Origin of the sequence: Burkholderia sp. Bp9016 (genome assembly GCF_003857765.1) — a bacterium.
GTDB lineage: Bacteria > Pseudomonadota > Gammaproteobacteria > Burkholderiales > Burkholderiaceae > Burkholderia.
Window position 1 is genome coordinate 54,068 of record NZ_QTPY01000022.1, and the last position, 12,505, is coordinate 66,572.

Here is a 12,505-nt window from a genome sequence, read left to right on the forward strand (position 1 = left end):
CTATTGCCGCCTACCGGCAATAGCTTTGCTTTTCACCTCTCCGTTTCGTACAATTTTGAGAAAACCGCCTACGGAGACCCTGGAATGAGCAAAAATCGCGCTTCAGTGGAGCTGGACGGCGTCGACCGCGCGATGCTGCGCCTGCTCCAGGAAGACGGCGCGCTGTCGAACGCGACGCTCGGCGAGCGGCTGTCGCTGAGCGTCACGCCGTGCTGGCGGCGGCGCAAGCGGCTCGAGGACGAAGGCGTGATCACCGGCTACCAGGCGAACCTCGACCGCCGCGCGCTCGGAATGAACGTGTTCGCGTTCGTGCAGGTCACGTTCAACATGCATTCGGACCAGGATTCGGATCACTTCGAGGATGTGATGCGGCGTCACGACGAAGTGACGTCGTGCCACAAGATCACCGGCGCGGCCGACTACATCCTGCAGGTCGTCGCGGCCGATCTCGACGCGTATGCGGAATTCGTCGAGCACGTGCTGCGAAAACAGGCCGGCGTGTCGTCGATCCAGTCGAGCCTCGCGTTACGCGAGATCAAGTTCTCGTCGCGCGTGCCGGTACCGGATGCGTGAACGCCTCTTCGCCCGTGCGCGGGCATCCATTGCCGATCGTCATCCCATGGAGCGCTACGTAATGAAACCCTTCATTCCTTCCGTGTCGATTGCTACCGCGATCGCCATCGCATTTGCATTGAGCGCATGCGCGACGCAACAGCCTCCCCCTCTCCCGGCCGATATCGCCGGGCAGGATACGCAGGACACGCAGACCGCGCAGGCCGCCCCGCCGATCGTCGGCGGCGACCGCGATGCGCACGGCTGCATCGGCTCGGCCGGTTACGCATGGTGCGAGCGCACGCAGCAATGCGAGCGCCCGTGGGAACTCGCGAAGGCGCATGGCTTCGCGAATTCCGCGCAGGTGTACGAGCAGTTCTGCCGAAACGGCGGCGGGAAGTGATGCGGTAACCGGTCGCGGTGCAACGCCGTGACCGGATGAAGAACCGGCGGTGCGCGCGGCGCACCGATCGCATGCGGGGCACCCCCTCGTGCCGGCGAATTTTCCCGTGCCGCGCACCGTCATTCCGGAAACCCGGACACGCAAAAATCCCCACGAAAACCAGGGCTATTTGGCACCGGCGACACACTAATCGAGTTCGGTTACATTACGCGCCCCTTTCTGTCCCGCCCCCGCTCGACGCGTCGCGCGCGGCCTCTTTCCACGCAGCCCGCAACGCCGAACGGCAAGGCCTGCGGCAAGGGCCGATGCGCGTCGCGCATGCCTGCGGCGCGCGCAACGGCATGACCGGCGGGCACCAATCCGAAGGTGTCCTGCGCAATGACTTCGCGTGCGCAAATACAACAGCGAGCAGGGCCGATCCGGAATTCCGGATTCGCGATCCGGATCTCCGGATGGGCGAGCCGGTCGCGATCGAGCATCGCCGGGCGGGATGGCAAGCCGATGCATTCAAGTTGAAAAAGAGGATCTGCTGTGATCAAAACGTTACGGGTAATTCTGTCGGCGCTCGCGCTGTGCGTCGCCGCGTCGTCCGCGCATGCCGCCGATACGAAGAAGGTCGACGTCCTGCTGGTGGGCGGCGGCATCATGAGCTCGACGCTCGGCGTATGGCTGCACGAGTTGCAGCCCGACTGGTCGATGACGATGGTCGAGCGCCTCGACGGCGTGGCGCTGGAGAGCTCGAACGGCTGGAACAACGCGGGCACCGGCCACTCGGCGCTGGCAGAGCTGAACTACACGCCGGAGAAGGCGGACGGCAAGATCGACATCTCGAAGGCGATCGAGATCAACGAGTCGTTCCAGATCTCGCGCCAGTTCTGGGCGTGGCAGGTCCGGCAGGGCGTGCTGAAGAACCCGCATTCGTTCATCAACTCGACGCCGCACATGAGCTTCGTGTGGGGCGACGACAACGTCCGTTTCCTGAAGAAGCGCTACGAAGCGCTGCAGGCGAGCCCGCTGTTCCGAGGGATGCAGTACTCGGAAGACTACGACCGGATCAGGCAGTGGGTGCCGCTGATGATGGAGGGCCGCGACCGCAACCAGAAAGTCGCCGCCACCTGGACGCCGATCGGCACCGACGTGAACTTCGGCGAGATCACGCGCCAGTTCGTCGGCTACCTGAAGACGCAGCCGAACTTCACGCTGTCGCTGTCGAGCGAAGTGCGCGAGATCTCGCGCAACGCGGACGGCACGTGGCACGTGTCGTGGGTCAAGCTGCATTCGGATGAACCGCCGCAGGCCGTCGACGCGAAGTTCGTGTTCATCGGCGCGGGCGGCGGTGCGCTGCACCTGCTGCAGGCGTCGGGCATCCCCGAGGCGAAGGATTACGGCGCGTTCCCCGTCGGCGGCTCGTTCCTCGTGACCGACAACCCCGACGTCGTGAAGCAGCACCTCGCGAAGGCGTACGGCAAGGCGTCGGTCGGCTCGCCGCCGATGTCGGTGCCGCACCTCGACACGCGGATCATCGACGGCAAGAAGATCATCCTGTTCGGGCCGTTCGCGACGTTCTCGACCAAGTTCCTGAAGAACGGTTCGTATTTCGACCTCGCGAAGAGCACCAACTTGCACAACGTCGCGCCGATGATGCGCGTGGGCGTCGACGAATTCCCGCTGGTCGAGTATCTGGCCGGCCAGCTGATGCTGTCGGACGACGACCGCTTCAACGCGCTGAAGGCATATTTCCCGAACGCGAAGAAGGAAGACTGGCGCCTGTGGCAAGCCGGCCAGCGCGTGCAGATCATCAAGCGCGATCCGAAGAAGGGCGGCGTGCTGAAGCTCGGCACCGAGATCGTCAGCTCGCAGGACGGCAGCATCGCGGGCCTGCTCGGTGCATCGCCGGGCGCGTCGACTGCCGCGCCGATCATGCTGAACCTGATGCAGAAGGTGTTCAAGGACAAGGTCGCGACGCCCGAGTGGCAGCAGAAGATCCGCCAGATCGTGCCGAGCTACGGCACGAAGCTGAACGACAGCCCGGCGAAGGTCGTCGACGAATGGGCCTACACGAGCGACGTGCTGCAACTCGCGCCGCCGCCGAAGATCGACCTCAGCGCCCCTGCCCCGTCGGGTGCCGCCGCGGCGCCCGCCCGGCCAGCCAGGGCAGCGGCCGACATGGCCCTGTAATCCGCCGGACGGCAACGCGCCGCAGGCCAGGCGCGCCGTTGCCCGTTCGCCCGCGCCCGTCGCACCTGAATGACGGACCGCCGGCCGCTCCGGAGAACGGGGAGACGGCGGGCAATCTGCGGCCATCCGCGAGGATGGCCGTTTTTGCGTCGACGCCCGGCGATCGGGCGCGCGCCGCCGGCCGTACCCCGGCGGCGGCTGGACGAAACCGGTCGATTCCGCCGGTTCTGCGCCATCCGGCCCGGCACCGCGCGCGGTATCCGCTAGAATTGCGGCACGCGCGATCCCGAATCGCCCTCCCGATCCATCATCCGCAGCGTCGCACCCTCACGCCACCGTCCGCTCCGCCCCGCTCCCGCGGGTGCGCGCGACTGCCGTGGCCATGCGGCGCCCGCGCCCGCCTGCCAGGGGCGCACAACCGAATTCAGCTGGAGAAAGACCGTGTTTACCTGCCGAAACCAGAGCTGCGGCACGCAGTGGGAGACGTCCGACGTCGTCATCAAGGACGAAGGCCAGGGGCTGCTGTTCCGCTGCCCGCTGTGCGGCGCCCGCAACTATCTCGAACGCTTCGAGGACGACGAAGGCAAGGTCGTCTACGAGCAGATGGAAGGCCGCCCCTACCTCGGAGACATCTCTTGACCCAACCGACCGCAACGCCGTTCAGCGCGCTGCCGCTGACGCCCGCCGCGCTCGCGAACCTCGCGCAGCTCGGCTATGTCGACATGACGCCGATCCAGGCCGCGAGCCTGCCGATCGCGCTGGCCGGCCATGACCTGATCGCACAGGCGAAGACGGGCAGCGGCAAGACCGCCGCGTTCTCGCTCGCGCTGCTGGCGCGCCTCGACACGCGCCGTTTCGACGTGCAGGCGATGATCCTGTGCCCGACGCGCGAGCTCGCCGACCAGGTCGCGCAGGAAGTGCGCCGCCTCGCGCGCGCCGAGGAAAACGTGAAGGTGCTGACGCTGTGCGGCGGCACGCCGATGCGCCCGCAGGCGCAGAGCCTCGAGCACGGCGCGCATATCGTCGTCGGCACGCCGGGCCGGATCATGGATCACCTCGACCGCGGCAACCTGAAGCTGGGTGCGCTGAACACGCTCGTGCTCGACGAGGCCGACCGGATGCTCGACATGGGCTTCTTCGACGACATCGCGAAGGTCGCGCGGATGTGCCCGACGACGCGCCAGACGCTGCTGTTCTCGGCGACCTATCCGGACGGCATCGCGAAGCTGAGCCAGCAGTTCCTGCGCAACCCGAAGGAAGTGAAGCTCGAGGAGCGTCACGACAACAGCAAGATCCGTCAGCGCTTCTATGAAGTGGCGGAAACCGAGCGGCTGCACGCGGTCGGCCAGTTGCTGAATCACTACCGCCCGGTCAGCACGATCGCGTTCTGCAACACCAAGCAGCAATGCCGCGACCTGCTCGACGTGCTGCACGCGCAGGGCTTCCACGCGCTCGCGCTGCACGGCGAGCTCGACCAGCGCGAGCGCGATCAGGTGCTGATCCAGTTCGCGAACCGCAGTTGCTCGGTGCTGGTCGCGACCGACGTCGCCGCGCGCGGGCTCGACATCGCGCAACTCGAAGCGGTGATCAACGTCGACGTGACGCCCGACCCCGAAGTGCACGTGCACCGCATCGGCCGTACCGGCCGCGCGGACCAGGAAGGCTGGGCGCTGAGCCTCGCCAGCATGGACGAGATGGGCCGCGTCGGCGCGATCGAGCAGGCGCAGAAGCGCGAGGTCGAATGGCATCCGCTCGCGGAACTGAAGCCGGCCGGCGACGGCACGCTGCTGCCGCCGATGGAGACGCTGCAGATCCTCGGCGGGCGCAAGGACAAGATCCGCCCCGGCGACGTGCTCGGCGCGCTGACCGGCGACGCGGGCTTCGACGGCAAGCAGATCGGCAAGATCAACGTGACCGAGTTCTCGACCTACGTCGCGATCGAGCGCGGCGTCGCGCACGACGCGCTGCGCAAGCTCAATGCGGGGAAAATCAAGGGCAAGCGGGTCAAGGTCCGGCTGATGGACGAAGAGTGACGAGGTGATGCCGGACGGGCGGGCCGCAGCGCTTATGCGGCACGCCCGCCGAGCATCGCCAGACACTGCCTTACCGCGCCCCGTTCCCCGCCGCCTCGCCCGCACGCGCCGGCGCGTCAGAACGGAATGACGGCCTTCGCCCACACGGCCTCGCCGGCCGGCCGGTTGCGCACGAAAAACTCCTTCACGACGCGCGCTTCCAGACTGACCTTGCTGAACTGGTAACGGAAACCAGGCCCGATCGCGAACGCCTGTCCGCGAAAACCGTCGCCCCCGACCGCCTGCCCGTTCTGCATGTCGTCGGTCGTCTGCTTGACGAAGTACCCCGACAGCCCGACCCGCGCCTTCGGCGTGACCGCATAGCTCGCCGAGTAGTCGACGTGGAACAGGTTCCCCGAGTGGTAGTGCGTGTCGTTGTTCGGCGAGTTGAAGCTGTACGTGAACTTCGCGGACACCTCGACCTTGTCGTTCGGCAACCACGACACGCCGAACACCGGCCGCGCGGTGTAGTAGTTCTTGCCGGTGTTCAGCGCCGCATGCATGTCGTACTGGCCGGTCGGGAACACGAACTCGATCGCCGCGACGGTGCGCAACGCACCCGAACCCCATGCGATCAGCGCGGGGCTGACGATCAGGTCGCCGAGATTGGTGCGGTCGAACGACGCGCCGCCCGCATCCAGCGCCAGATGCTCCATCGGCAGCACCGCATACGCGCCGTAGCGCCCGCCGAGCACCGACAGGTTCGACATCCAGACGACGCGCGGAATCAGCACGTCGGCATCGAGCTTGAAGCCCGGCACCGAGCTGTTGCCGTGGGAATCGTTGAAGTGCGACGCATGGTAATGGGTGTAGTACAGCAACCCGTAGAGCCCGGCCGGCGGCAACGCACCGGCGAAGAACGCCTCCGCGCCCTCGCCGATCGTATCGCCGCCCCCCTCCGTCGCCCGCGCGCCCGTGCTCAGCGCCATGCCCGCGCACGCGGCGAGCGAGACCAGTCCGAATGCAGCCTTTCGTTTCATCGATGTCTCCAATATTCGTTCTACTGAATTGATTTTTTATGTCCGCCCTGATCGCCCCGCCGTTCGCCTACTCGTTGAAGTGCTCGATCACGAGCCGGTTGAAGCGTGCGGCGTGCTCGATCTGCGTCCAGTGCCCGCAGCGGCCGAACACGTGCAACTGCGCGTTCGGCAACAACTCCAGTAGCTTCATCGAACTGTCGAGCGGAATCACGCGATCCTCGCGACCGTGGACGATCAGCGTGTCGTGCGGCAGCGCGCGCAGCTTCGTCTCTTCGCTCGCGAGCGCATCGACCCAGCGCTGACGCGGCGCGGGGAACATGTTCGCGAACGCCTCCTGGTAGCCGGGCCGCACGCTCGCGTCGTAGCGCAGCTTCGCAAGCTCGTCGTTCACGAGCGTGCGATCGAACGCGAAGATGTCGAGCAGACCGCGCATGTTCGCGATCGACGGGGTATAACCCCAGACGGCGTCGAGCCCTTCGGTCAGCGTGAAGCGCGTGCCCGCCGCGCCCATCAGCACGAGCCGGCCGACCCGCTCGGGCGCGCGGACCGCCAACGCAAGCGCCAGCGCGCCGCCGAACGAATTGCCGATCACGTGCGCGCGCTCGACGCCGAGCGCATCGAGCAGGCCGAGCGCGTGATCGACCCAGTTGTCCATCGAATAGGTGTACCCGCTCGGCCGTTCGGTTTCGCCGAATCCGGCCATGTCGGGCGCGATCACGCGGAACTGCGTGGCCAGCGCGGGCATCGTGAGCCGCCAGTTCGCGTAAGCCGTGACGCCCGGGCCGGAGCCGTGGATCAGCAGCACGGGCGGCCCGTCGCCGACGTCGTGATAGTTGGTGTCGAGGCCGCCCGCGACGATCCGGCGGCCGATTTCAGGGTTGCTTGACATGACGCTCCTCCAGTCGATTTCCGTGGCGCACGCTGCGTCAGCGTCCGCGCTTTTTCGCACTCTGCCCGCCGATCCCGAAGTGCGCTTTCGGCATCTCGGTGATGATCACGCGCACCGATTCGATCGGTGCATCGAGCGAGCGATGGATGGCTTCGGTGACCTCGGCGATCAGGCGTTCCTTCTTGTCGTCGTCGCGGCCTTCGAGGATGTACAGATGCGCTACCGGCACGATGGCCTCCCTTTCGTTCAGGACGTTCAAATGAAGCGCAGGCCGACCGACCCGACGTCCTGCACGCGCAGCGTCACGTTGTCGCCGGCCGCGACGGCCACCGCCTCCGTGATGCCGCCCGACAGGATCAGGCTGCCCGCGGGAATCGATTCGCCACGCGCACCCAGGTGGTTCGCGAGCATCGCGATCGCGGCGGCCGGATGCCCGAGCACCGCCGCGCCGGCGCCGAACGCGACCGGCTGCCCGTTCTTCTCGAGCACGATGCCGAGCGTGCGCAGATCGACGCCGTCCACCGCCAGCGGGCGGCCGCCCGCGACGAAACGCGCGGCCGACGTGTTGTCGGCCACCACGCTCTTCAGGTCGAACTTGAAATCGCGGTAGCGGCTGTCGATCACCTCGATCCCGGCGACGACGAAGTCGGTCGCGGCGAGCACCGCGCCGACATGGCAGCCCGGCCCCTTCAGCTCGGCCTTCGTCACGAACGCGATCTCCGGCTCCACCTTCGGATGAATCAGCGCGGACGTATCGCACTCGCCGCCGTCGGGCAGATCGCAGATATCGGTCAGGAAGCCGAACACGGGTGTGTCGACGCCCATCTGCCGCATCTTCGCGTGCGAGGTCAGGCCGGCCTTGTAGCCGACGATGCGCGCGCCGCGCGCGAGCTGCCGGCGGCGGATCGCATCCTGCACGGCGTAGGCGTCGTCCCAGTCCATCTCCGGATGACGGTCGGTGATCTTCGGCGTGTCGCGCGCGTCGCGCATGCAGTCGTCGAGATGCGCGGCCAGCGACTCGATCGTGTCAATCGACAGGTTCATGCGGCCTCCCGCTTCGCTTGCGCGGCGCGCGCCTTCGCGAGCGTCAGCGCGGTGTCCTCGATCATGTCCTCCTGCCCGCCGACCATCCCGCGCCGGCCGAGCTCGACGAGGATGTCGCGCGCAGGAATCCCGTACTTCTCGCCGGCCCGCTTCGCGAACAGCAGGAACGACCCGTAGACGCCGGCATAGCCCAGCGTCAGCGCGTCGCGGTCGATGCGGATCGGGAAGTCCATCATCGGCACGACGAGATCCTCCGCGACGTCCTGGATCTTCCACACGTCGACGCCGGTCTCGATGCCCATCCGCTCGCACACGGCGACGAACACCTCGAGCGGCGTGTTGCCCGCGCCGGCGCCAAGCCCCGCCGCCGCGCCGTCGATCCGGTTCGCGCCGGCCTCGATCGCCGCAATCGAGTTCGCGACGCCCATCGCGAGGTTGTGGTGGCCGTGAAAACCCAGCTCCGTGTCGGACTGCAGCGCATCGCGCACCGCGCCCAGGCGAGCCTTCACGTCGTCGGGCAGCATGTAGCCCGCCGAATCGGTGATGTAGATGCAGTTCGCGCCGTACGACTCCATCAGCTTCGCCTGCTTCACCAGTCCTTCGGGGCTGTTCATGTGGCTCATCATCAGGAAGCCGACGGTATCCATGTCGAGCTTGCGTGCCATCGCGATGTGCTGCTCCGAGACGTCGGCCTCGGTACAGTGCGTCGCGACGCGGATCGTATGTACGCCGAGCGCATGCGCTTCCTTCAGGTGATCGACGGTGCCGATGCCCGGCAGCAGCAGTGCGGACACCTTCGCGCGCTTGAGCAGCGGGATCACCGCGCCGAGATATTCCGCATCGGTATGCGCGGGAAAGCCGTAGTTGACCGACGAGCCGCCAAGGCCGTCGCCGTGCGTGACCTCGATCAGCGGCACGCCGGCCGCGTCGAGCCCGGTCGCGATCGAGCGCATCTGATCGAGCGTCATCTGGTGACGCTTCGGGTGCATGCCGTCACGCAGCGTCATGTCGTGGACGGTGATGCGTTTGCCTTTGAGATTCATTGCCGTTTCCTCTTTGTCCGGTCGTGGAAGTCGCATCTGCGCGCGTCAGGCCGCCTGCGCGGCCGACGCCAGCGTGAGGCGCCCGGCCAGCAGTTCCTCGGCGAACATTTCGGCGGTGCGCGCGGCAGCGGCCGTCATGATGTCGAGGTTGCCCGCGTATTTCGGCAGGTAGTCGCCGAGGCCTTCGACCTCGAGATAGACGGACACGCGGTTGCCGTCGAACACCGGCCCGTTGACGAGCCGGTAACCCGGCACGTAACGCTGCACGTCGGCGATCATCGCGTGCACCGATTCGACGATGCGCGCTTCGTCGGGCGCGCTTTCCGTCAGGCAGTGCACGGTGTCGCGCATGATCAGCGGCGGATCGGCCGGGTTGATCACGATGATGGCCTTGCCCTGCTTCGCACCGCCGACCTGCGCGACGGCCGCCGCCGTGGTGCGCGTGAATTCGTCGATGTTCTTGCGGGTGCCGGGGCCGACCGAGCGCGACGACACGGTCGCGACGATCTCCCCGTATGCGACCGGCTGCACGCGCGAGATCGCGCGCACCATCGGGATCGTCGCCTGGCCGCCGCAGGTGACCATGTTGACGTTCATCTCACCGGAGCCGATGTGGTCCTTCAGATTGACGGGCGGCACGCAGTACGGGCCGATCGCGGCCGGCGTCAGGTCGATCATCAGCACGCCGAGCGCATTCAGCTTGCGGCTGTTCTCCGCGTGGACGTACGCGCTCGTCGCGTCGAATGCGATCTGCACGCCGTCGGCCTGCACGTGCGGCAGCAGGCCGTCGACACCCTCGGCAGTGGTCTTCAGGCCGAGTTCGCGCGCACGCTTCAGGCCGTCCGAATCGGGATCGATGCCGACCATCCACACAGGTTCGAGCACGGGGCTGCGCATCAGTTTGGCGAGCAGGTCGGTGCCGATGTTGCCGGGGCCGATCAGCGCGCAACGGATCTTTCGGGTCATGGGGAATTCCTCGTTTGACTGAAATGGGGAACGGGCGACGCTCACGCGAACCGTACCGAGCACGCGCCGATCCCGCCGATCGACACGCGGAAGTTGTCGCCGGGTCCGACCGGCGCCATTGCAGCGAGCGCGCCGGACAGGATCACTTCGCCGGCCTTCAGCGGAATGCCGAGGCGGCCGAGCGTATTGGCGAGCCACGCGACGGCATTCACCGGCGAGCCGAGCGCGGCCGCACCGGCGCCGGTGCCGATCACGTCGCCGTTCTTCTCGAGCACCATCCCGCAGGTCGACAGATCGACGCTGCGCGTGCTCACCGCACGGTCGCCGAGCACGAACACGCCGCACGACGCGTTGTCGGCCACCGTGTCGCCGATGCGGATCTTCCAGTCGCGAATGCGCGAATCGACGATCTCGAAGCACGGCATCACGCATTCGGTCGCCGCCAGTACCATCGCGTTCGTCACGCCCGGGCCGAGCAGGTCGCGCTTCAGCACGAAGGCGATCTCGCCTTCGGCCTTCGGCTGGATCAGCGTGTCGAGCGCGATGCACTCGCCTTCGCCGTACACCATGCCCGACAGCAGGTAGCCGAAGTCGGGCTGGTACACGCCGAGCATGTCCATCACCGCCTTCGACGTGACGCCGATCTTCTTGCCGACGACGGTCTCGCCCGCATCGAGGCGGCGCTGCACGAAGCGCTGCTGGATCCGGTACGCGTCGTCGACCGACAGGTCTTCGTGCTGCGACGTCAGCGGCGCGACGGGCGTGCGCGACGTCATCGCGTCGTACAGACGGTCGCCCAGCGTGGTAATCAACGTGGAGTCCATAAAAGTTTTCCGGTCGGTAACGGGTGGGTCAGAGCTTCACGCAGACGTTGCGCAGCTCCGTGTAGAACTCGAGCGAATGCACGCCGCCTTCGCGGCCGATGCCCGATTGCTTCGCGCCGCCGAATGCGGTCCGCAGGTCGCGCAGGAACCACGAGTTGACCCATGCGATGCCGACGTCGATCGACGCGGCGACGCGATGCGCGCGCGACAGGTTGCCGGTCCAGATCGCGGTCGACAGCCCGTACGCATTCGCGTTCGCGCGGCCGATCGCCTCGGCTTCGGAATCGAACGGCATCACCAGCGTGCACGGCCCGAAGATCTCGTCGCGCGCGATCGGCGAATCGTCGCCGAGGCCGGTCCAGATCGTCGGCTGCACCCACGCGCCGTCGCGCAGGTCGTCCGGCATGTCGGGCACGCCGCCGCCCGTCACGACCGTCGCGCCGAGTTCGACCGCCTGGCGGTAATACGACAGCACCTTGTCGCGATGTTCCTGACTGATCAGCGGGCCGAGGCCGGTCGACTCCGCTTCAGGGCGGCCGGGGCGCAGCCGCTCGGCGCCGGCCTTCAGCGCGGCGACGAAGCGCTCGAACAGCGGACGCTCGACATAGACGCGCTCGGTGCCGAGACAGACCTGCCCCGTATTCGCGAAGCACGAGCGCAACGTGCCTTCGACAGCCGCGTCGAAATCGCAGTCGGCAAACACGATCGCCGCGTTCTTGCCGCCCATCTCGAGACTGACGGGCCGCGCGCCGTCGGCCGCGGCCTTCATGATGGCCGCGCCGGTGCGCGTCTCGCCGGTGAACGTGATCGCGTTCACGCCCGGATGGGTGGTCAGGAATTCGCCGGCCGAGCCCGGCCCGAAGCCGTGCACGACGTTGTAGACGCCGCGCGGCACGCCGGCCGCGTTCATCACTTCGCCGAGCAGCGCGGCCGTTTGCGGCGTCTCCTCCGACGGCTTCACGACCACCGTGTTGCCGCACGCGAGCGCCGGCCCGACCTTCCACGTCATCAGCAGCAGCGGCAGGTTCCACGGGCAGATCACGCCGACCACGCCGACCGGGCGGCGGATCGCGTAGTTGAGCGCGCCGGCGCCGTCCGGCGTCGCCATTTCGAACGTTTCACCGGGCACGTTCTTCACGACGTCGGCGAACACCTTGAAGTTCGCGGCGCCGCGCGGGATGTCGATATGACTCGCGAGGCTCACCGGCTTGCCGGTATCGGCCACTTCCGCTTCGAGAAAATCGTCGAAACGGCGCGTGATGCCGTCGGCCACCGCATACAGGATCTCGACGCGCTGCGCGACGCCCAGGCCGCCCCACGGGCCGGCCAGCGCCGCGCGCGCCGCCTGTACCGCGGCGTCGACATCGGCGCGGCTCGCTTCGGCCACGCGTGCGATCACCGCGTTGTCGAGCGGCGAGCGCTTGTCGAACCAGCGTTCGCCCGCGCGATAGTCGCCGTCGATGAAGTTGCGGACGAGCCGCGGTTCCGGCTGCCCGCCGGCGGGGCCGCGTGTCGCGGCGATGGGTTCGGTGTCGTACATGATGTGGGTACCGA

14 protein-coding genes are annotated in these 12,505 nt (G+C 67.3%); 5 read left to right on the top strand and 9 right to left on the bottom strand.

Translation table 11 applies throughout. From position 1 onward, the window contains the following. Positions 1 to 84 precede the first annotated feature (84 nt). Positions 85 to 573, top strand: a complete 489-nt coding sequence (locus tag DIE13_RS24615; protein WP_124829700.1) for an Lrp/AsnC family transcriptional regulator — start codon at positions 85 to 87, stop codon at positions 571 to 573. 61 nt (positions 574 to 634) lie between these two features. Next, positions 635 to 955, top strand: coding sequence for a hypothetical protein (locus DIE13_RS24620; RefSeq protein WP_124829701.1), 321 nt, complete (start codon positions 635 to 637; stop codon positions 953 to 955). 200 nt (positions 956 to 1,155) lie between these two features. On the opposite strand, the gene DIE13_RS24625 is transcribed toward DIE13_RS24620, so the two are convergent. Next, a complete protein-coding gene (locus DIE13_RS24625; RefSeq protein ID WP_124829702.1) occupies positions 1,156 to 1,434 on the bottom strand; it encodes a hypothetical protein in 279 nt (92 codons plus the stop codon). Positions 1,435 to 1,486: 52 nt separating this feature from the next. Here DIE13_RS24625 and mqo point away from each other — a divergent pair, with 52 nt between their 5' ends. From mqo to dbpA, 3 genes are all read left to right on the top strand, one after another. Further along, on the top strand, positions 1,487 to 3,133 hold the full coding sequence (gene mqo, locus DIE13_RS24630; RefSeq protein ID WP_124829703.1) for a malate dehydrogenase (quinone): 1,647 nt from the start codon (positions 1,487 to 1,489) through the stop codon (positions 3,131 to 3,133). A 441-nt stretch (positions 3,134 to 3,574) separates the two neighbouring features. Next, entirely contained in the window at positions 3,575 to 3,772 is a 198-nt protein-coding gene (locus tag DIE13_RS24635) for a hypothetical protein (RefSeq protein WP_124829704.1), read from the top strand. Next, positions 3,769 to 5,166: an ATP-dependent RNA helicase DbpA gene (gene dbpA / locus DIE13_RS24640; RefSeq protein WP_124829705.1), complete on the top strand. Its 1,398-nt coding sequence runs from the start codon at positions 3,769 to 3,771 to the stop codon at positions 5,164 to 5,166. The genes DIE13_RS24635 and dbpA overlap by 4 nt, the downstream gene beginning before the upstream one ends. 116 nt (positions 5,167 to 5,282) lie before the next feature. Here the strand turns inward: dbpA and DIE13_RS24645 are convergent, their stop codons facing one another. The 8 genes from DIE13_RS24645 to DIE13_RS24680 all read right to left on the bottom strand — a co-directional run bounded on the left by DIE13_RS24645 (position 5,283) and on the right by DIE13_RS24680 (position 12,491). Further along, positions 5,283 to 6,185 (bottom strand): transporter, encoded by a 903-nt coding sequence (locus tag DIE13_RS24645; protein ID WP_124829706.1) that lies wholly within the window; start codon positions 6,183 to 6,185, stop codon positions 5,283 to 5,285. A gap of 67 nt (positions 6,186 to 6,252) precedes the next feature. After that, entirely contained in the window at positions 6,253 to 7,074 is an 822-nt protein-coding gene (locus tag DIE13_RS24650; protein WP_124829707.1) for an alpha/beta fold hydrolase, read from the bottom strand. A 37-nt stretch (positions 7,075 to 7,111) separates the two neighbouring features. Further along, entirely contained in the window at positions 7,112 to 7,303 is a 192-nt protein-coding gene (locus tag DIE13_RS24655) for a 2-hydroxymuconate tautomerase (protein WP_105132058.1), read from the bottom strand. Positions 7,304 to 7,329: 26 nt separating this feature from the next. Next, positions 7,330 to 8,118, bottom strand: coding sequence for a 2-oxo-3-hexenedioate decarboxylase (gene dmpH, locus DIE13_RS24660; RefSeq protein ID WP_124829708.1), 789 nt, complete (start codon positions 8,116 to 8,118; stop codon positions 7,330 to 7,332). Further along, the gene (gene dmpG, locus DIE13_RS24665; RefSeq protein WP_124829709.1) at positions 8,115 to 9,161 is read right to left on the bottom strand and encodes a 4-hydroxy-2-oxovalerate aldolase; all 1,047 of its coding nucleotides are present in this window, start codon (positions 9,159 to 9,161) and stop codon (positions 8,115 to 8,117) included. Before dmpG ends, dmpH begins: the two co-directional genes overlap by 4 nt. A 45-nt stretch (positions 9,162 to 9,206) precedes the next feature. Further along, the gene (locus DIE13_RS24670) at positions 9,207 to 10,127 is read right to left on the bottom strand and encodes an acetaldehyde dehydrogenase (acetylating) (RefSeq protein ID WP_124829710.1); all 921 of its coding nucleotides are present in this window, start codon (positions 10,125 to 10,127) and stop codon (positions 9,207 to 9,209) included. Positions 10,128 to 10,168: 41 nt separating this feature from the next. Continuing rightward, positions 10,169 to 10,951 carry a 2-oxopent-4-enoate hydratase gene (gene dmpE, locus DIE13_RS24675; RefSeq protein ID WP_096500762.1) on the bottom strand — a complete coding sequence of 261 codons (783 nt, stop codon included), beginning with the start codon at positions 10,949 to 10,951 and terminating at the stop codon, positions 10,169 to 10,171. Between the two features lie 28 nt (positions 10,952 to 10,979). After that, complete coding sequence (locus DIE13_RS24680; protein ID WP_124829711.1) at positions 10,980 to 12,491, bottom strand: 2-hydroxymuconic semialdehyde dehydrogenase; 1,512 nt, start codon at positions 12,489 to 12,491, stop codon at positions 10,980 to 10,982. Positions 12,492 to 12,505: the final 14 nt, after the last annotated feature.

Excerpts from the sequence above, each read along its gene's own strand:
- DIE13_RS24645 (WP_124829706.1), bottom strand. The coding sequence starts at position 6,185 with ATGAAACGAAAGGCTGCATTCGGACTGGTCTCGCTCGCCGCGTGCGCG.
- dmpH (WP_124829708.1), bottom strand. The coding sequence starts at position 8,118 with ATGAACCTGTCGATTGACACGATCGAGTCGCTGGCCGCGCATCTCGAC.
- dmpG (WP_124829709.1), bottom strand. The coding sequence starts at position 9,161 with ATGAATCTCAAAGGCAAACGCATCACCGTCCACGACATGACGCTGCGT.
- DIE13_RS24650 (WP_124829707.1), bottom strand. The coding sequence starts at position 7,074 with ATGTCAAGCAACCCTGAAATCGGCCGCCGGATCGTCGCGGGCGGCCTC.
- DIE13_RS24615 (WP_124829700.1), top strand. The coding sequence starts at position 85 with ATGAGCAAAAATCGCGCTTCAGTGGAGCTGGACGGCGTCGACCGCGCG.
- DIE13_RS24620 (WP_124829701.1), top strand. The coding sequence starts at position 635 with ATGAAACCCTTCATTCCTTCCGTGTCGATTGCTACCGCGATCGCCATC.
- DIE13_RS24670 (WP_124829710.1), bottom strand. The coding sequence starts at position 10,127 with ATGACCCGAAAGATCCGTTGCGCGCTGATCGGCCCCGGCAACATCGGC.
- DIE13_RS24680 (WP_124829711.1), bottom strand. The coding sequence starts at position 12,491 with ATGTACGACACCGAACCCATCGCCGCGACACGCGGCCCCGCCGGCGGG.
- dmpE (WP_096500762.1), bottom strand. The coding sequence starts at position 10,951 with ATGGACTCCACGTTGATTACCACGCTGGGCGACCGTCTGTACGACGCG.
- DIE13_RS24625 (WP_124829702.1), bottom strand. The coding sequence starts at position 1,434 with ATGCTCGATCGCGACCGGCTCGCCCATCCGGAGATCCGGATCGCGAAT.